A 17,769-nucleotide genomic window follows, 5' to 3' on the forward strand; every position below is an offset into this window, starting at 1 on the left:
TCCCTCGGACCGGGGGCGGGATACGGGGCGGGCGGGGCGGGGCTGCGGACCGAGGCGGGGCGGGGTTACGGGCTGGGGGTGAGCTACCGGCCGGGGCGGGGCTATGGGCCGGGGACCGGCTCGGCGTACAGCAGCAGGTTGTCGGCGTAGGTGTGGGCGACCGGGTCGAAGGCGCCGGTGCAGGTGACCAGGACGAGCCGGGGGGTGCCGGTGGAGCCGAACAGGTCGCGGGGCAGCGCGGCGGCGGGGTGGGAGCGGCGGGCGGTCACCCGGTAGTGGTGGCGAGTGCCGTCGGCCGTGGTGACCTGGACCCGGGCCCCGACCGGCACGCTGTGCAACCGCTGGAAAGGCCCCGCCCCCTCGGCCGCCGAGTCGAGATGGCCCGCGAGCAGCACCGTGCCGTGAGGGGCGCCGGGCAGTGCGCCGAGGGCCCACCAGCCCAGGCGCCGAGGGGAGTCGGGGACCGCCATGGCGCCCTGGCGGTCGGCGGTGACCGCGTCGACCGGTACGGCGGTCAGATGGCCCGGGACGGTGAGCGCGACCGGCGGTGAGTGGACGGCCGCGGCGGGGCCGGGCGCCGCCATGGCCCGTACGGGCAGGGAGCCGGCGTCCGGAGGGACGGGGACGGCGACCGGCAGGGGGCACAGCAGGGCGGCGGCCGCCAGGGCGAAGGAGGCAGTGCCGAGGCGCAGCAGCCGGCGCTCACGCCGTAGCGCCCGCGCGGCGGGCCCGCTCGCCGGCCAGGGGCGCCCGGTGGACCAGGCGGTTCCGGGGCCGCCGGTGCCATGGAGGTGGATCCGATGGCCTCGCCGGGTCAGGCTGTCCGGAGCGGAGGCGGCGAGCGGGACCACCGGACCCGACCGGGTGGACGGGCAGAAGCGCCGCGCTCCCCCCATGAGGGGACGTGATCCCCCCATGAGGGGACGTGATCCGCGCATGAGGAGTCGTGATCCTTGAACGAGGCGCCGGGACCCGCCTGTGAGAAGTCGCGGTATGAGATATGGGGGCATGAGCATTCGAGGGGTGCGGAGTCGCATGGGTGGTCCCTGACCGGTCGGTGGCCCGGCCCCGTCAGCCGGTCGGCGGGGTGGGCGGCGGCGAACGCGCTCAGCGGTTGTCGTTGCGGCGCAGGCGGGCAGCGGCCCAGAACGCGCCGGCCGCGACCACGAGGCCACCGACCGCCAGGACCGGCACGGCGACCGCGACCGGCACACCGGCGGCCAGGGTCGCGGACTGCCCGCCCGCTCCGGCGTGGATCGCCTTGGGGCCGGAGGTGTGGTGGCAGGTGCCGCCCCGGACCATGTCCAGATGGGAGGCGACGATCGGACGCACCGCCTTGGCCGCCGCGATGACCTGGGCGTTCTTCCCCTTGGCAAGCTGGGTGTCGATGCGGTCGAGGGTCTTCTCGTGCGCACCGGCGAGCGCGGTGAGCCAGGCCGCGTCGTAGCCGGCTTTCCCGTGCTTCGCCATCAGTCCGGCCAGCAGCGCCTGCTGATCGGCGGTCGGTGCCGGTGGCAGGTCCACGCCCAGCTTCTCGGCGAGCGCCTTGGTGCTGGCGTCCATCCGGGTGTGGTCCCGTACCAGGGCCGCCCCGGTCTCCCGCACACACGGGGAGACCGCGTGCTTCCGGCCGTCCTCACCCGCCGCGATCTCGGTGAGATGGCCCTGGTGGGAGGCGCGTACGAAGGCCTCGTCCAGGACGGGCGGGGCGGAGCCCTCGGAGGAGGGACCGGTGGCGGAGGCGGGGGCGGCGGCCAGGCCGCTGAGCGCGAGGCAGGTGAGGGCCGTAGCCGCTGCCCAGCGGTGGGTGCGCATCACGTGGGGGTCCGTTCTCGTCGGTCGGTCGTTCGGTCGTTCGGTGCGGACCCTTGGATTCGTAGGGGTCCTACCGACCATCCGGACACGGCGCGACCGGCTCCGCCAGCGGCCGTACTGCAAACAGCGCAGGAGGGTGCGGAGGACGGAGGACGGAGGCGGAAGACGGCTCGGTCGACGGGTCGGCCGGGGGATCGGCCGGTCAGGCCACCGCGGCTGCCACCAGCAGGGCGAAGGCGGCCGTTATCAGCAGCGTGCGTATGCGGTGGAGGCTGTTCCACCGGGACTCGAACGCGGCCCGGGCCGGACCGGACGGGCTGCCCGACGCTGCGGCCAGGGCGTTGTTCAGCGGGACGTTCCCCGCGATGGTGACCAGGTGGTTGGCCACCGCGCCGACCGACGCGGCGATCAGCAGCCAGGTCTGACCGGCCGACCGCCCCTCCACCGGTATCGCGAGGGCGAGCGCCGGGAAGACCACCGCACCGGCGAACACGGCCAGGAAGACCGGCCGGGGCACGAACTCGTTGACCCGGCGCATGGCGGTGACGAACTGGTCGTCGTCCAGCCGGGCGAACGCGGGCATCACTCCGGTCAGGAAGATCAGCATGAAGCCCGCGTACAGCCCGGTGGCGACGACAGCGAGTCCCAGCAGCACATTCGGCATGTCCCAGATCATGGCAGCCGGCACTGACAACCGGCCGCTGCATTACGCCCCTCCGGGCCGCCACCCGCACCCCGGCGCCCCTCCGGGCCGCCACCCGCACCCCGGCGCCCCTCCGGGCGGCCGCACGCGCCCCGGTCCGCCGGATCCGCCCGGGGCGGCGGGGCTCGCCCGGCCCCCGGCCCCGTCCGGGCAGCGGGGCTCGCCCGGGTGCCGGCCCCGCCCGGGTGCGGGGCCCGCCCGGGTGCGGAGCCCGCCCGGGTGCGGAGCCCGCCCGGGTGCGGAGCCCGCCCGGGGCGGCGGGGCCCGCAGGGCACCGACGGCCCTCCACAGACCCCGCCGGTCCTCAGGCCGGCCGCCTCACCCCCGTAGCTGGTTCGCCCGGCGGACGGAGTCCGCGAGCTCGGCGACCACCTCGGACTCGGTCGTGCGGGCCAGGCCGTCCGCCAGGTCGGCCAGTTCGCCCGGGCTGGGGGCGCCGGGGAGTTCGCCGCCGCGCAGCGAGTCGCCGAAGTAGCCCGCCGCCGCGGCGACCCGGAGGCCCGGCGCGGTCTCGGCGCTCCAGAGCGCGGGGGCGAGCGCCTTGGCGTCCAGCGCGCCGGACTGTTCGCGCGGGGCGCGTGTGGCGGGGTCGAGCCAGCGGACGGTGGCCTCGGCGAGCCGGCCGGTGTCGGCGCCGGGACGGGTGCGGACCGCGTACAGGGCCGTGACCTGGTGGCCGGGGCCCACCTCGCCGCCGTCCACCCGGTCGTCGCGGAAGTCCTCGTCGGCGACCTTCCGGTTCTCGTACCCGACGAGGCGGAACTCCTCGACGCGGTCGGGGTCGAAGGCGACCTGCGCCTTGGCGTCCCGGGCCCGCAGCTCCACATGGGCCGGGAGCTGGTCGACGAAGACCTTGCGGGCCTGCTCCGGCGTGGAGACATAGGTGGTGTGGCCGTCGCCCCGGTCGGCGAGCTGCTCCATCAGCGCGTCGCCGTACTCGCTGCCGACGCCGACACCGAAGAGGGTGATGCCGTGCTCGCGCCGGTCGCCCTCGATGCGCTCCAGGATGGCCTGGGCGTCGGTCTCACCGGTGTTGGCGAGCGCGTCGGACAGCAGCACGACCCGGTTGGTGGCTCCCGCGCGGTGGCCGGCCACGGCGGTGTCGTAGCCGGTGCGCACCCCGGCCGCGACATTGGTGGAGGCGGAGACCTCCAGCCCGGAGACGGTTTCCCGGACGCGCTCGCGGTTGCCCTTCAGCGGGGTCATCGGCAGCCGGACCTCGGCCTCGTCGCTGAAGGTGACCAGGGCCACGGAGTCGTCGTCGCGCAGCTGGCCGGTGAGGACGCCGAGGGACTCCTTGACCAGGTCGAGCCGGCCCGGGTCGCCCATCGAGCCGGAGATGTCGACGACGAAGGTCAGGGCGGCGGGCGGCCGGGGGCCCTGCCGGTCGGCGGTGCGGGTGGCCATCCCGACCCGTACGAGTGACCAGTCGCCGGCCTTGGTGCGGGCACCGTCCACGGTCACCGTGAAGCCGGACCCTTCGGGCTGGGGGTAGTCCTGCCGGAAGGTGTTGACGAACTCCTCGGGGCGGACGGTCTCCCGGTCGGGCAGCCGGCCGTCGGCGAGCACGCGCCGCGCGTAGCCGTACGAGGCGGTGTCCACGTCCAGCGCGAAGGTGGACAGCAGCTCGGCGGGCGGCGCCGCGCGGAACGGCTCGTCCGCTCCGCCCCCACTGTCCCTACCGGCCGGCCCGCCCTTGCCGTCCTGGGGCGCGTTCGGGGCGGGGGGCGCGTAGGCACCGGAGCTGCCGCCCCCGCTCTTCCGCGCGGCGCGGTCCGCGGTGCCGGTGCCGTCCTGCCCACCGGAGCAGCCGCCGAGCAGCAGGGCGGCGGCGAGCAGGGCGACGGCGGTGGCTCGGGGACGCCGCCCCATCCGCTCGGGTGTCGTGGTGCGTCGGCGCATCGTCATCCGGATCCCCCGTCAGTGTGGTGTCCCCGGCCGCCGGGCCGGGGTGCCGGTTGTGTCTGGGAGTGTGACGTCGGCGGTCGCCCGGCGGTGCCCGCGGACCGGTTGCGGAAGCGTCTCGATGCGGCAACGACCGGCGCTCGACGGCGACTTGCGGGCCGGTCGTGGCGGAAGGGCCGGTGTGGGAGGAGGGGTGCCGGAGGGGACGGGAATGGCGAGGACTAGCCAACCCTGAGCTGGCTCTTGTCACGGTGAGCAATCACGTGAGTACATGGAGTTGTGTGAGTTCCAGCGGATGCCAAGGGGATGACGGGGGTGGTCATCATGGCCAACGTTCCGGGCGCCGTACTCGGCCGGACGGACAGAGGGAATACGGACAGAGGGAATGCGGACGGAAGGGATACGGACGGAAGGGATACGGAGGCGGTGGTGCGGATACTGCCGCTCCGGTCGCCTCGGCCGTCCGGGCAGCCCGTGCTCGGCACCAGGCAGATCGGCGCGGCGCTCGCCGCGCTCGCCGAGTCGGCCCGGCGCGAGCTGCTGACCTTCGACGATCCGGCGGCGTCCCCGGCCCGCTCGCTGCCGGCGTCGTTCCTCCAGCTGGCCGGGGACTGCGCGCGGACGGCGGGTGAGCGGGTCCCGACGGTGCGCCGGGTCCTGCCCCGCCACGCGCGGGACGCGCTCACCGCCCTGTGCGGGGCCTCCGGGTCGGGGCCGCCGCCCGGTCAGGCCCGGCTCACGGACTCGATCCCGTTCAAGATGATCCTGGTGGACCGGACCGTCGCCGCCGTCCCCCTCGATCTCGAACTGCTCTACAACGGGATGCTGCTGATCCGCGACCCGGTGGTGGTGCAGGCTCTGGTCCGGGCCCATCAGGCCTGGTGGGAGTCGGGTGAGGAGCTGCTGCCGCACCGGATCCCGCTGCCGGGAGCCCGGGCGCCCGGGTCGGGGGCGGGGACGGGAGGGGAGGCGGGGTGCGCGGGGCCGGGGGCGGAGGCCATGCCGGAGCATCTGAGACCGGTGCTGGACGCGCTGCTGGCCGGCCTCACCGACGAGGCGGCCGCGGCCCGGCTGGGGATATCGGGCCGCACCTACACCCGCCGGGTGGGCGAGCTGTTCGCGGCCCTCGGCACCACCAGCCGCTTCCGGGCCGGAGCGGAGGCGATGCGCCGTGGCTGGCTCTGACGGCCTCCCCGGCCGCCCCGGGGAGGAGTCGCCGACCGCGATCGTCCACGGCCCGGCCCCGGGCGGCGCCCTCGCCCGTCCCGGGGAGGGACCACCCGGTCAGGACACGATGTCCTTGCGGGCGAAGCCGCGGAAGGCCAGGGCGAAGAGGACCAAGGCGTACGTCACCGAGACCGCCGTCCCCTTGGCCATCCCGCCCCACTCCAGCTGCGGTTGGAGGGCGTCCGCCCAGGCGAACTGCCAGTGCGCGGGCAGCAGTTCCCGCCAGTCGCCGAGGGCGGTGACCGCGTCCAGCACATTGCCGATGATCGTCAGGCCCACCGCGCCGCCGACCGCGCCGAGCGGGGCGTCGGTCCTGGTCGACAGCCAGAAGGCGAGCCCCGCCGTGACCAGTTGGGAGACGAAGACGAACGCGACGATCAGCGCCAAGCGGGGCAGCGCCTCGCCCAGGGGCAGGGACCCGCCGGTGGGGATGCGCAGCGGTCCCCAGCCGTAGGCGATCGAGCCCGCTACGAGGGCGACGGCCGGCAGCAGCACCATCGCCGCCGCGCTGAAGCCCAGCCCCACCGCCAGTTTCGACCACAGCAGCCGGGACCGGGGCACCGGTGCGGCCAGCAGATAGCGCAGCGAGGACCAGTTCGCCTCGGAGGCGACCGTGTCACCGCAGAACAGCGCCACCGGGATCACCAGGAGGAAGCCGGCGGAGACGAACAGGCAGGTCGCGGCGAAGTTGGCGCCCGACGCGGTGGCGGTGTCCATCAGGTTGATCCGGCGGCCGCCGCCCTCGCCACCCGGGTCGCCGCCGATGGCGAAGGCGGCGATCAGGACGAACGGCAGCGCGGTCAGGATGAGCCCCATCACCAGGGTGCGGCGGCGCTTCAGCTGGCGCACGGCCTCCACCCGCAGCGGCAGGGTGCGGCCGGGGCGGTAGCCGGAGGCCGGCGGGGGCGGTGTGCCGCCCCCGGACGACGGGGTGCCGGGCGCCGACGGGGGTGGGGTGCCGGGGGCCGGTGATGAGGGGCCGCCGGGGGGCGGGGTGACGGCGGTCATGCGGAGCCTCCTCCTCCGATCAGGGTGAGGAACGCGTCCTCCAGCCGGCGGTGCGGGCCGACTCCGGTCAACGGCACATCGAGGCGGACCAGTTCGGCGATGAGGGCGGCGGGGGTGGTGCCGCCGTCCAGCCGGACGAGCAGCCCGCCCTCGGTGGGCACCGCCGAGCCGATACCGGGCAGCGCGGCGACCTTGCCGGCCACCGCCTCGTCGACCTCGCCGTCGGTGGTGACCAGCAGGGTGTCGCTGCCGCCGGTGATCTCGGCGACCGGTCCGGCCTGGACCAGCCGCCCCCGGTCCATGACCACCAGATGGGTACAGGACTGCTCGACCTCGGAGAGGAGGTGGCTGGAGACGATGACCGTCCGTCCACCGGCCGCGTACCGGATCATCACGTCCCGCATCTCGCGGATCTGCGGCGGGTCGAGCCCGTTGGTCGGCTCGTCCAGGATGAGCAGATCGGGCAGGCCCAGCATGGCCTGGGCGATGGCGAGGCGCTGCCGCATGCCCTGTGAGTACGTGCGCACCGCGCGGGCCAGGGCGTCGCCGAGGCCGGCGATCTCCAGGGCCTCGTCCATCCGGGAGTCCTCGGCCGGGCGTCCGGTGGCCTGCCAGTACAGCTCCAGGTTCTCCCGCCCGGACAGATGCGGGAGGAAGCCGGCGCCCTCCACGAAGGCGCCCACCCGGGACAGCACCGGCGCGCCGGGCCGGATGGCGTGGCCGAACACCCGGATCTCCCCCGCGTCGGGGGTGATCAGGCCCATCAGCATGCGCAGGGTCGTGGTCTTGCCGGCTCCGTTGGGGCCCAGCAGACCCAGGACCTGCCCCTTTTCGACCCGGAAGGAGAGCTCGTGCACGGCGTAGCGCACATCGGCGGAGCCCGCGTACCGCTTGGTCAGCCCGGTGATGGTGAGCGGCACGGCGGCCAGGGCCGGGTCGGGCGCGGGGGCGGCGGTACGGCGCCGGGCGGTCAGCAGCAGCACGGCGGCGACCACCGCGCCCCCGGCCGGCATGCCCCAGACCCACCAGGGCAGTACGGCGGCCTGGCCGTGAACGCCGGGAGCGGTCGGCACCGAGAGCCCGCCACCGGCCAGGGTGACGGTGTAGTTCGCGGGGGTGGCCGGAGAGGCGTAGCCGAGGTCGGTGGCGGCCAGCACCAGCCGCAGCCGGTGCCCGGCCTCGACCTCGTGGTCGATGGCGGGGAGGGTGAGCTCGACGGTCCTGGCCCGACCAGAGGCCTTGTCGGAGCCGGTCCCGGTCCTGCCGGACGCGGCACCGGAGTCCGCCCCCGCCTTGCCGGACGCGGCGGTGCCGGTCCTGCCGGATCCGGGGCCGGTCCTGCCGGACGCGGCGGTGCCCGAGCCCTCGACGCGCACCGGGGTGACCAGTTGCGCGGGCAGCACCTGCTGCCGCCCGTCCGGGCCCACGTCGTACACCTTGCCGAACAGCACCGCGTCGCCGCCGTCGGAGCTGACCGAGACCCGGACGGTGGGCGAGCCGGTGATCCGCAGCGGCTCGCCCAGCGGGGCCGAGTCGAAGCGGGTGTGCTGGCCGGGGAAGTCGAGCGAGAGGCCGCCCACACCGAAGGAGGACAGCTGGGAGAGTCCGCCGCCGAGACCGGGCACCGAGGAGATGGCCGGCGGGGTGCCGCCCGCCGGGTTGCGGAAGGGGGCGCCCGGGCCGGTGAGCGGGATCTCCCGGGCCCCGTCGCGCAGTCCGGGATAGCGGTCCGCGGTGGCGCCGCGCAGCTGGGCCTGCCCGTCGGTGGAGTCGACACCACCGGTGCGGCTGGTCCGGAAGGCGGGCCCGGTGTCGGCCGCACCGTCGCCCTTCAGATAGCGGTCGAACCAGTGGGTGATCCGCTGCTCGACCCGGGCGGTCTCCCGGTCGCCGCCGTCATGGCCGCCGACGGTCCAGTCGACGGCGACCGGGGCGCCGTTGGCCCGGATCGCCTTGGCCATCGCGTCGGCGTGCGAGAGCGGGAAGAGCGAGTCGGACTTGCCCTGCACGATGAGCGCGGGCACCTTGATCCGGTCGCCCACGGCGGACGGGCTGCGCGCCTCCAGCAGCCGGCGGGCGGCCGCGTCCGGGGTGCCGCTGACGGCGACCCGCTCGTACATCTCGCACAGGACGTCCTGGAAGCGCCCGCAGGCCGCCGGGTCGGCCGTGACCCCGGCCGCGGCGGCGGCCGCACGTGCCGCGGCCCGGCGGTTCGCGCCCTCGGAGCCGCCCGCGTCGCCCTCCGGCTGCTCGCCGGCGCCTGCGCCTTGTCGCTCACCGGCCTCGGCGCCCTGCTGCTCGCCGGTGCCGGGGCCCTGGTCCTCGGTGTCCGGGCGGGACGGGGCGGCGGCCGGCGCCGTGGTGCCGGTGGAGAAGAAGATCCCCGCCCACAGCTTCTTGAAGACCCCGTCGGGGAAGAGCGCGTCCGCCAGGTTCCAGTAGGTGATCTGCGGGGCGATGGCGTCCACCCGCGGGTCGTACCCGGCCGCCAGCAGCGAGATGGCCCCTCCGTAGGAGGAGCCCGACACCCCGACGCGCGGGTCCCCGGCCTTGTCGAGCCGCACCTCCGGGCGCTTCGCCAGCCAGTCCAGCAGCCGGGAGACGTCCTTGACCTCGTGGGCGGGGTCGTTGAGCCCGATCCGCCCGGTCGAGCGGCCGAAGCCGCGGGCGGACCAGGTGAGCACGGCGTACCCCTCGCGGGCCAGTGCCTCCGCCTGCGCGCGCACGTCCTCCTTGCTGCCCCCGAAGCCATGGCCGAGCAGCACCGCCGGCCGACGGCCGCCCGCGCCCTCATCCCCGTCCCCGTCCCCGGCGGTGAAGTAGGAGGTGTCGATCCTCGCCCCGTCCATCGCGAGCACCTGGTCCGCGCGGTGCACGGGCGGCGGGTCGTCCGAGGCGGCGGCGGTCCAGGTGCCGGCGCCCGCGAGCACCGCGAGCACGCCGGTGACCGCGGCCCACCGCGGGAGTCGGATTCGCATGACCGCCAGCCTAGACGGGGTCCTCACCGGTCCCCGGCGGTGCCGGGGGGAATGCGGAGGCAGCCTCAGGTCGTACCCGCTACCGTCGCCGTACCGCGATCGCGGTATGCCGGAGAGCCGAAGGTGGGGACGACGGGGTATGGACATCCGCCGCGCGACGACGGTCGGCGAGCTGGTCGCCGCCCAGCACCTCTACGACGGACCGGCCCGGCGGGAGTGGGCCGAGCGGTTCCTCGCCGCGCCCGGGCACCTGATGTTGATCGCCTATGTGGACGGCTTCCCGGCCGGGATGGTCTCCGGCGTCGAGATGCTGCACCCGGACAAGGGCACCGAGCTGTGCCTCTACGAGCTGTCGGTGGACGAGGGCCACCGGCGGCGGGGCATCGGGCGGGCGCTGACCCGGGCGCTGGCCGCCGAGGCCCGGCGGCGTGGCTGCTACGACATGTGGGTCGGCGTGGACACCGACAACGACCCCGCCCTGGCGACCTACCGCTCCACCGGGGCGGCGGACGACGGCGAGTTCGCCATGCTGACCTGGGACTTCGGCGACGCCGATCCCGGGTAGCGGTCGGCCGCGACATCGGTGGTCCCGGTGGTGCCAGTGGTCTCAGTGGTGAGGTGGTCGAGCAGGCCGTCCGACACCGGGTACGGGGGCTCCTCCGGGAGCAGCCGGGCCGCGGCTTCCAGCTCCCCGGCGCGGACCAGCTCATGGACCCGGTGGGCCAGCGGGGTCACATCCCTGATGGCGACGGTCCACTCGTCCGCGTACCGCCGGGACGCCTCGCCCGCCAGTCCGAGCTGGAGGGAACGGTGGGGCAGCGGCCCCAGCCGCAGGCTCCGCTCGGGGTCCCACTGCACCCGCGCCGATGCCTCGCGCAGCCGCCGCTGCCACTCCGCGCGGTCGCCGTGCAGCGCCGGGACGTGGTGCGAGAGGCAGGCATGGCGCAGCGCCCACTCGAAGCCGTCCCGGCGGACGTCGATGGCCAGGACGGTCTCCTGGCCGGGCTTGGCGGCCCAGCCGCAGCGGTACATCATCCACAGGAAGGAGGGCTTGATCCAGGTCATCCGGTCCCGCTTCCAGACCTCCGGGAACCGGCCGGTGCGGGCCGCCGGGACGCCGATCTCCGGGCCGTACGCCTGGTAGACGGTGACGGTGTGCTCGGTGTGGGCCGCCCGGATGCGGAACCGGGGCTCGGCGGCGGGGTCCTGGTGCTGCATGCGCCCAGCCTCCACGCTCGGGCCCCGCCCCGGCCAGCGAGTTTCCCGGCCGGTGAGGTACGGGAGGGACGGTGGCGGGAAGCGGGGGCGGCCGGAAGGGGGGAGGCGCTTCCGGCCGCCGATGTGGGTCAGTGGTTGCGGGGGAAGCCGAGGTCGACGCCGGCCGGGGCGTCGGAGGGGTCGGGCCAGCGGGTGGTGACGACCTTGCCGCGGGTGTAGAAGTGCACGCCGTCGTTGCCGTAGATGTGGTGGTCGCCGAAGAGCGAGTCCTTCCAGCCGCCGAAGGAGTGGTAGCCCACCGGCACCGGGATGGGGACGTTCACGCCGACCATGCCGGCCTGGATCTCCAGCTGGAAGCGGCGGGCGGCGCCGCCGTCGCGGGTGAAGATCGCGGTGCCGTTGCCGAACGGCGAGCCGTTGATCAGGGCGACGCCGTCCTCGTAGGTGTCGGCGCGCAGCACGCACAGCACCGGGCCGAAGATCTCGTCGCGGTAGGCGTCGGAGTCGGTGGAGACCTTGTCCAGCAGGGACAGGCCGATCCAGTGGCCGTCCTCGTGGCCGTCCACGGTGTAGCCGGTGCCGTCGAGGACGACCTCGGCGCCCTGGGCGGCGGCGCCGGTGACATAGGAGGCGACCTTGTCGCGGTGGGCGGCGGTGATCAGCGGGCCCATCTCGGAGGCCGGGTCGTTGCCCGGGCCGATCTTGATCTTCTCGGCGCGCTCGCGGATCTTCGCCACCAGCTCGTCGCCGATCGCGCCCACCGCGACGACCGCGGAGATCGCCATGCAGCGCTCACCGGCGGAGCCGTAGGCGGCGGAGACGGCCGCGTCGGCGGCGGCGTCCAGGTCGGCGTCGGGCAGCACCAGCATGTGGTTCTTGGCGCCGCCGAGGGCCTGCACCCGCTTGCCGTTGGCGGAGGCGGTGGTGTGGATGTACCGGGCGATCGGGGTGGAGCCGACGAAGGAGACGGCGGCCACGTCCGGGTGGGCGAGCAGGGCGTCCACCGCGGTCTTGCCACCGTGGACGACGTTGAGGACGCCGTCCGGGAGGCCCGCCTCGGAGGCCAGCTCGGCGAGCAGGTTGGCGGCCGAGGGGTCCTTCTCGCTGGGCTTGAGGACGAAGGTGTTGCCGCAGGCGATGGCCAGCGGGAACATCCACATCGGCACCATGGCCGGGAAGTTGAACGGGGTGATGCCGGCGACCACACCGAGCGGCTGGCGGATCGCGGCCACGTCGACCCGGTTGGACACCTGGGTGGACAGCTCGCCCTTGAGCTGGACGGTGATCCCGCAGGCCAGCTCGACGATCTCCAGTCCGCGCGCCACCTCGCCCAGCGCGTCGGAGTGCACCTTGCCGTGCTCGGCGGTGATCAGCGCGGCGATGTCGTCCCGGCGGGCGTCCAGCAGCGCCCGGTAGCGGAAGAGGACGGCGGTGCGCTGCGCCAGCGAGGAGGTGCCCCAGGTGGCGTACGCGTCCTTGGCCGCCGCGACGGCCGTGCCGACCTCGTCGGTGTCCGCCAGCGCGACCCGGGTGGTCACGACCCCGGTCGCCGGGTCGGTCACCGGGCCCCACTCCCCCGACGTGCCCTCGACGGTCTTGCCACCGATGTAGTGGTGGACGGTCTTCGTCATGTCGATCGTGCTCCTTAGCAGGGACTGCGCTCGCGGGGGCCGGCGGACGGGTGTCGGGGTCTGGGGGTCACAGGTGGCGGCGGCGGACCGCCGCGTTCCGGTCGTACTCGGCACGGGCCCGGACCGCGGACGCGCGGGACGCCACCTCGGCCACGGGCACATCCCACCATGCCCCGCCGGTGGGCGGGGGCGACACTGTGTCTGCCGTTTCGGTCTCCGTGTAGACACATGTGGGGACGTCGGCGGCACGGGCCTCGGTGAGGGCTTCTCGCAGGTCACCGAGGGTGCGGGCGCGCAGGACCCGCATCCCGAGGGAGGCGGCGTTGGCGGCCAGGTCGACCGGGAGCGGCGCCCCGGTGTACGTACCGTCGGCCGCCCGGTAACGGTAGGCGGTGCCGAACCGCTCGGCGCCGACCGCCTCGGAGAGGCCGCCAATGGAGGCGTACCCGTGGTTCTGCAGGATGACGACCTTGATGGGGATCCGCTCCTGGACGGCGGTGACGAGCTCGGTGGGGTTCATCAGGTAGGTGCCGTCGCCGACCAGCGCCCAGACCGGGCGGCCGGGCGCGGCCAGCGCGGTGCCGAGGGCGGCGGGGATCTCGTAGCCCATGCAGGAGTAGCCGTACTCCACGTGGTACTGGTCGCTGGAGCGCGGCCGCCAGAGCCGGTGCAGGTCGCCGGGGAGCGAACCGGCCGCGTTGACGAGGATGTCCTCGCCGGTGGTGATGGCGTCGAGGGCGCCGAGGACCTGGACCTGGGTGGGACGGCCTGTGAGGGGCCGGGAGGGGGCGTACGCGGTGGTGACCTGCTCCTCCCAGCGGTCGCGCTCGGCGCGGTAGCCCTCGGCGTACGCCGGGGGGACCCGGTGGCCGTCGAGCGCCTCCCGCAGGGCGCGCAGGCCCTCCCGGGCGTCGGCGACCAGGGGGAGCGCGGCCAGCTTGTGGGCGTCGAAGCCGGTGATGTTGAGGTTCACGAAGCGGACGCCCGGGTGGGCGAAGAGGGTGCCGGACGCGGTGGTGAAGTCGGTGTAGCGGGTGCCCGCACCGATGACCAGGTCGGCCTCGCGGGCGAGCGCGTTGGCGGGAGCGGTCCCGGTGTGCCCGACGCCGCCCACGTCGGCCGGGTGGTCGTGGCGCAGGGTGCCCTTGCCCGCCTGGGTGCAGGCGACCGGGATGCCGGTGGCCTCGGCGAGGGCGGCGAGTTCCGCTTCGGCGGCGCTGTGCCGGACGCCGCCCCCGGCGATCAGCAGCGGGCGCCGGGAGGCCCGTACCGCCGCCGCGGCCGCGGCCAGTTCGGCGGTGTCGGGGCGGGGGCGGCGTACCCGCCAGGTCCGTTCGGCGAAGAACTCCTCCGGCCAGTCGTACGCCTCGGCCTGTACGTCCTGCGGCAGCGCCAGGGTGACGGCACCGGTGGCGGCCGGGTCGGTGAGCACCCGCATCGCGGCGAGCGCGGCCGGGATCAGGGCCTCGGGACGGGTGACCCGGTCGTAGTACGCGGAGACCGGGCGCAGGGTGTCGTTGACGGAGACGTCCCCGGCGTACGGGACTTCGAGCTGCTGGAGCACCGGGTCGGCGGGGCGGGTGGCGAAGGTGTCGCCGGGCAGGAGGAGGACGGGCAGCCGGTTGACGGTGGCGAGCGCGGCGCCGGTGACCAGGTTGGTGGCCCCGGGGCCGATGGAGGTGGTCACGGCATGGGTGGCGAGGCGGCCGGACTGCCGGGCGAAGCCCACGGCGGCGTGCACCATGGACTGCTCGTTGCGCCCCTGGAGGAACGGCATCCGGTCGGCGTACTCGACCAGGGCCTGGCCGAGGCCGGCGACGTTGCCGTGGCCGAAGATCCCCCAGGTGGCGGCGATCAGCCGCTGCCGGCGCCCGTCGCGCTCGGTGTACTGGCGGGCCAGGAAGGCGACCAGCGCCTGGGCGGTGGTGAGCCGCCTTCCCCCTCCTGTCATAGCGACGTTACCGCCGCTCATCGGTATCCCTCTTCGCGGTGGTCGGGGTGGAAGGTGATCTTCCAGTCGCGATCAGGGCCGGAGCCGGGGCCGGCCATGACGTTGAGGTAGTAGAGCGGATGTTCGGGCGGGGCGATGGCGGGCCCGTGCCAGCCGTCCGGGACGAGCACCGCGTCTCCGGAGCGCACCTCGCTGAGCAGTTCGGCGCCCCCGGGCCGGGACGGGGAAATCCGCTGGTAGCCGGCGCGGCCGCCCTCGGTCTCGAAGTAGTAGATCTCCTCCAGCCGCACCTCGCGCCCCGGTACGTCCTCATCGTGCTTGTGCGGCGGATAGGAGGACCAGTGCCCGGCGGGAGTGATCACCTCCACGGCGATCAGCCGGTCGCAGTCGAAGGTCCCGGCGGCCGCGAAGTTGCGCACCTCGCGGGCGCAGACCCCGCTGCCCCGCGCCTCGACCGGTACCTCGGAGGCGGAGCCGTAGCGAGCGGGGAGCCGGCGCTCGCACCGCGCTCCGGCCAGGGCGAAGCGGCCTCCCGCGCCGGAGGCGATCCGGGCGTGGACGTCTCGCGGCAGATAGGCGAAGTCGGTGGCCTCCGCGAACACGTTCTCCCTGCCCTGGAGTTCGATGATCCCGCCGTCCAGGTGCACGGTGCATCCACCGCTGAGCGGCAGCAGGATCCACTCGCTGTCGCCGGTGGCCAGCGGGTGCAGACCACCGGGCGGCAGTTCGAGGACCCGGAGGGAGGAGTAGCTCCAGCCCGCGCCCGCCGGGTCCACACCGAGGGCGTACGGCCCCTCGGCGGCCGCACCGGCCGGCAGGTACAGCCGCGACCGGTCTCCGCCGCCGGTGTCCTGGCCCGGGGAGAGGGTGGCGGGGCGGTCGCCCCGCGCTTCGGTGCTCAGTTGGTCCATGGCCGTCCCCTACCCCGTTCGGAAGCCTCCGGCCCAAGACCTCGTTCGGGAGGCTCCCGCAAGACGCCGTTCGGGAGCCTCCGGGCGCAAGACTCCGTTCGGAAGCCTCCCGCCCAGCGAGGCCCCGCTCGGCGCCCTGTCCTTATCCCCCGCCCTTCTCCCCGTCGTTCTCCAGCAGCGCGTCGATCTCCTCCGGGCGCGGCATGGCGGAGGAGCAGGCGAGCCGGGAGGCGACCAGCGCGCCCGCGCCACCGGCGTACCGCAGCACCCGCTCCAGCTCCCAGCCGGCCAGCAGCCCGTGGCAGAGCGCCCCGCCGAAGGCGTCGCCCGCGCCGAGACCGTTGACCACCTCGACCGGGATGGGCGGCACCTTGGCGGTCCGCCCGTCGGCGGTCATCGCGAGCACGCCTTCGGGCCCCTGCTTGACCACCGCCAGTTCGACCCCGGCGGCGAGCAGGGCGCGGGCCGCGGCGTAGGGCTCGCGCTCCCCGGTGGCGACCTCGCACTCCTCCCGGTTGCCCACGGCCACGGTGGCGTGCCGCAGCGCCTCCCGGTACAGCGGCCGGGCGCTCTCCCGGTCGGGCCAGAACATCGGCCGCCAGTCGAGATCGAAGACGGTCACCGGCCGCCGGGAGCGGTGGGCGAGCGCGGTGAGTGTGGCCGTACGGCTCGGCTCCTCCGACAGCCCGGTGCCGGTCATCCAGAAGACCCGGGCGGCGGCGATGGCGGGCAGGTCCAGTTCCTCCGGACGGATCTCCAGGTCGGGCGCCTTGGGGCGGCGGTAGAAGTGCAGCGGGAAGTCGTCGGGCGGGAACATCTCGCAGAAGGTGAGGGGCGTCTGGTACGCGGCGACGGGCGTCACCCACCGGTCGTCCACCCCGAACGCCCGCAGCTCCTCGTGGAGGTACGCCCCGAAGGGGTCGTCTCCCGTCCGCGACATCAGTGCCGTACGGCGGCCGAGCCGCGCGGCGGCGACCGCGACATTGGCCGCCGACCCGCCGAGGAACCGTCCGAAGGTCTCCACCTCCGCCAGCGGGACGCCGGTCCGGAGCGGATACAGGTCCACGCCGAGCCGCCCCATGACGACGAGGTCGTACGCCTCCGCGCCCGGGGTGCCGTCGTACGAGGTCTCCCGCGCGTCTCGCCGCTCCCGCATATGTGCCCCTTCACCTCGTCGCGGCCGGGCGTCCGTGCACCCCGCTCCCCGTGGCGGTGATCCGTACCCGGCGTCCGCCCGGCCATGTGGCGGTACGCCCGTCCCACCTGTCCGTCCGTACCGCTGCCCGCCCGCGCGGGTGTCCTTGACGGTCCGTCCGGGGCGTGGTCAAGCTGGCCGGCATGACGCCGTCGCCGCAGCCGCCGCCATCGCCGTCCACCCGGGCCGGCCGGGAGCCCTCCGGCGCCGGGTCTGGAGCGGGGGCGCTCTGCCGTATCCGGGTCGGTTCGGCGCCCGACTCCTGGGGGGTGTGGTTCGCCGACGATCCGCGCCAGGTGGACTGGCGGCGGTTCCTGGACGAGGTGGCGCGGGCCGGTTACGAGTGGATCGAGCTCGGCCCGTACGGCTATCTGCCCACCGATCCCGAGCGGCTCGCCGAGGAGACCGGCCGCCGCGGGCTGAAGGTGTCCGCGGGCACCGTGTTCACCGGGCTGCACCACGGTGCGGCGGTCTGGGAGCGGACCTGGGCGCATGTCGCCGACAACGCCGCGCTGGCCCAGGCCATGGGCGCGCGGCACCTGGTCGTCATCCCGGCGTTCTGGCGGGACGACCGCACCGGCGCCGTACTGGAGGACCGCGAGCTGACCGCGGGGCAGTGGCGCGATCTGACCCGGCTGACCGAACGGCTCGGGCGCGAGGTGCAGGATCGTTTCGGGCTGCGGATCGTCGTCCATCCGCACGCGGACACCCATATCGACGGCGAGGAGACCGTGGCGCGGTTCCTCGACGCCACCGATCCCGAGCTGGTGGCGCTCTGCCTGGACACCGGCCACTACGCGTACTGCGGCGGCGACAGCGTCCAGCTGATCGAGACCTACGGGGAGCGGATCGGCTATCTCCATCTGAAGCAGGTGGACCCGGAGATCCTCGCGGGGGTGGTGGCGGAGGGCACGCCGTTCGGGCCGGCCGTCGCGCGCGGCGTGATGTGCGAGCCGCCCTCCGGGGTGCCCGCCCTGGAACCGGTGCTGGCCGCGGCCCAGGCGTTGGACGTGGACCTGTTCGCCATCGTCGAGCAGGACATGTATCCGTGCCCGCCGGACCGCCCGTACCCGATCGCCGAGCGGACCCGCCGCTTCCTGCGTTCCTGCGGCGCCTGAGCCCGCCCCGCAGCCCGGGCGACTGCCGGGCATGCATATGTGGCGGACCGTTTCTGCACGTCAGGGGCGTGTATCCGCACCAGGTAGGTCACCGGAGTCACCCCTCGGT

General features: G+C 74.9%; 13 protein-coding genes and 1 pseudogene. 3 read left to right on the top strand and 11 right to left on the bottom strand.

Translation table 11 applies throughout. The features are described 5' to 3' along the window. Window positions 1–101 precede the first annotated feature (101 nt). The 4 genes from M1O15_RS03640 to M1O15_RS03660 all read right to left on the bottom strand — a co-directional run bounded on the left by M1O15_RS03640 (window position 102) and on the right by M1O15_RS03660 (window position 4,420). The gene (locus tag M1O15_RS03640; protein WP_248631710.1) at window positions 102–896 is read right to left on the bottom strand and encodes a class F sortase; all 795 of its coding nucleotides are present in this window, start codon (window positions 894–896) and stop codon (window positions 102–104) included. A gap of 211 nt (window positions 897–1,107) precedes the next feature. Beyond that, window positions 1,108–1,815: a DUF4142 domain-containing protein gene (locus M1O15_RS03645; RefSeq protein WP_248631980.1), complete on the bottom strand. Its 708-nt coding sequence runs from the start codon at window positions 1,813–1,815 to the stop codon at window positions 1,108–1,110. Between the two features lie 202 nt (window positions 1,816–2,017). After that, entirely contained in the window at window positions 2,018–2,479 is a 462-nt protein-coding gene (locus M1O15_RS03650; RefSeq protein ID WP_248631711.1) for an anthrone oxygenase family protein, read from the bottom strand. 357 nt (window positions 2,480–2,836) lie between these two features. Next, complete coding sequence (locus tag M1O15_RS03660; RefSeq protein ID WP_248631981.1) at window positions 2,837–4,420, bottom strand: vWA domain-containing protein; 1,584 nt, start codon at window positions 4,418–4,420, stop codon at window positions 2,837–2,839. A gap of 477 nt (window positions 4,421–4,897) precedes the next feature. Between M1O15_RS03660 and M1O15_RS03665 the strand changes: the two genes are divergently transcribed. After that, complete coding sequence (locus M1O15_RS03665) at window positions 4,898–5,608, top strand: DNA-binding response regulator (protein WP_248631712.1); 711 nt, start codon at window positions 4,898–4,900, stop codon at window positions 5,606–5,608. Window positions 5,609–5,707: 99 nt separating this feature from the next. On the opposite strand, the gene M1O15_RS03670 is transcribed toward M1O15_RS03665, so the two are convergent. Beyond that, window positions 5,708–6,658, bottom strand: coding sequence for an ABC transporter permease (locus tag M1O15_RS03670; RefSeq protein ID WP_248631713.1), 951 nt, complete (start codon window positions 6,656–6,658; stop codon window positions 5,708–5,710). Continuing rightward, the gene (locus M1O15_RS03675; protein ID WP_248631714.1) at window positions 6,655–9,636 is read right to left on the bottom strand and encodes an alpha/beta fold hydrolase; all 2,982 of its coding nucleotides are present in this window, start codon (window positions 9,634–9,636) and stop codon (window positions 6,655–6,657) included. Before M1O15_RS03675 ends, M1O15_RS03670 begins: the two co-directional genes overlap by 4 nt. A gap of 139 nt (window positions 9,637–9,775) precedes the next feature. Between M1O15_RS03675 and M1O15_RS03680 the strand changes: the two genes are divergently transcribed. Further along, complete coding sequence (locus tag M1O15_RS03680) at window positions 9,776–10,201, top strand: GNAT family N-acetyltransferase (protein ID WP_248631715.1); 426 nt, start codon at window positions 9,776–9,778, stop codon at window positions 10,199–10,201. Window positions 10,202–10,251: 50 nt separating this feature from the next. Here the strand turns inward: M1O15_RS03680 and M1O15_RS03685 are convergent. The 5 genes and pseudogenes from M1O15_RS03685 to iolC all read right to left on the bottom strand — a co-directional run. Further along, window positions 10,252–10,854: pseudogene (locus M1O15_RS03685) on the bottom strand (DUF4291 domain-containing protein); the annotation flags it as partial. 128 nt (window positions 10,855–10,982) lie between these two features. Next, window positions 10,983–12,485 (bottom strand): CoA-acylating methylmalonate-semialdehyde dehydrogenase, encoded by a 1,503-nt coding sequence (locus M1O15_RS03690; RefSeq protein WP_248631716.1) that lies wholly within the window; start codon window positions 12,483–12,485, stop codon window positions 10,983–10,985. A 67-nt stretch (window positions 12,486–12,552) separates the two neighbouring features. Continuing rightward, window positions 12,553–14,436, bottom strand: coding sequence for a 3D-(3,5/4)-trihydroxycyclohexane-1,2-dione acylhydrolase (decyclizing) (gene iolD / locus M1O15_RS03695; protein WP_248631717.1), 1,884 nt, complete (start codon window positions 14,434–14,436; stop codon window positions 12,553–12,555). Between the two features lie 17 nt (window positions 14,437–14,453). Beyond that, window positions 14,454–15,347: a 5-deoxy-glucuronate isomerase gene (iolB, locus tag M1O15_RS03700; protein ID WP_248631718.1), complete on the bottom strand. Its 894-nt coding sequence runs from the start codon at window positions 15,345–15,347 to the stop codon at window positions 14,454–14,456. 142 nt (window positions 15,348–15,489) lie between these two features. Further along, a complete protein-coding gene (iolC, locus tag M1O15_RS03705) occupies window positions 15,490–16,503 on the bottom strand; it encodes a 5-dehydro-2-deoxygluconokinase (RefSeq protein ID WP_248631719.1) in 1,014 nt (337 codons plus the stop codon). Window positions 16,504–16,685: 182 nt separating this feature from the next. On the opposite strand from iolC, the gene M1O15_RS03710 reads away from it, so the two are divergent. Next, window positions 16,686–17,660: a sugar phosphate isomerase/epimerase family protein gene (locus M1O15_RS03710; RefSeq protein ID WP_248631720.1), complete on the top strand. Its 975-nt coding sequence runs from the start codon at window positions 16,686–16,688 to the stop codon at window positions 17,658–17,660. Window positions 17,661–17,769: the final 109 nt, after the last annotated feature.

Origin of the sequence: Streptomyces lichenis (genome assembly GCF_023218175.1) — a bacterium.
GTDB classification, from domain to species: Bacteria; Actinomycetota; Actinomycetes; order Streptomycetales; family Streptomycetaceae; genus Streptomyces; species Streptomyces lichenis.

Bases quoted from the DNA above. Each gene is read 5' to 3' on its own strand.
- M1O15_RS03690 (WP_248631716.1), bottom strand. From the start codon at position 12,485: ATGACGAAGACCGTCCACCACTACATCGGTGGCAAGACCGTCGAGGGC.
- M1O15_RS03670 (WP_248631713.1), bottom strand. From the start codon at position 6,658: ATGACCGCCGTCACCCCGCCCCCCGGCGGCCCCTCATCACCGGCCCCC.
- iolD (WP_248631717.1), bottom strand. From the start codon at position 14,436: ATGACAGGAGGGGGAAGGCGGCTCACCACCGCCCAGGCGCTGGTCGCC.
- M1O15_RS03645 (WP_248631980.1), bottom strand. From the start codon at position 1,815: ATGCGCACCCACCGCTGGGCAGCGGCTACGGCCCTCACCTGCCTCGCG.
- M1O15_RS03680 (WP_248631715.1), top strand. From the start codon at position 9,776: ATGGACATCCGCCGCGCGACGACGGTCGGCGAGCTGGTCGCCGCCCAG.
- M1O15_RS03640 (WP_248631710.1), bottom strand. From the start codon at position 896: ATGGGGGGAGCGCGGCGCTTCTGCCCGTCCACCCGGTCGGGTCCGGTG.
- iolB (WP_248631718.1), bottom strand. From the start codon at position 15,347: ATGGACCAACTGAGCACCGAAGCGCGGGGCGACCGCCCCGCCACCCTC.
- M1O15_RS03710 (WP_248631720.1), top strand. From the start codon at position 16,686: ATGACGCCGTCGCCGCAGCCGCCGCCATCGCCGTCCACCCGGGCCGGC.
- M1O15_RS03660 (WP_248631981.1), bottom strand. From the start codon at position 4,420: ATGCGCCGACGCACCACGACACCCGAGCGGATGGGGCGGCGTCCCCGA.
- M1O15_RS03650 (WP_248631711.1), bottom strand. From the start codon at position 2,479: ATGCCGAATGTGCTGCTGGGACTCGCTGTCGTCGCCACCGGGCTGTAC.
- M1O15_RS03675 (WP_248631714.1), bottom strand. From the start codon at position 9,636: ATGCGAATCCGACTCCCGCGGTGGGCCGCGGTCACCGGCGTGCTCGCG.
- iolC (WP_248631719.1), bottom strand. From the start codon at position 16,503: ATGCGGGAGCGGCGAGACGCGCGGGAGACCTCGTACGACGGCACCCCG.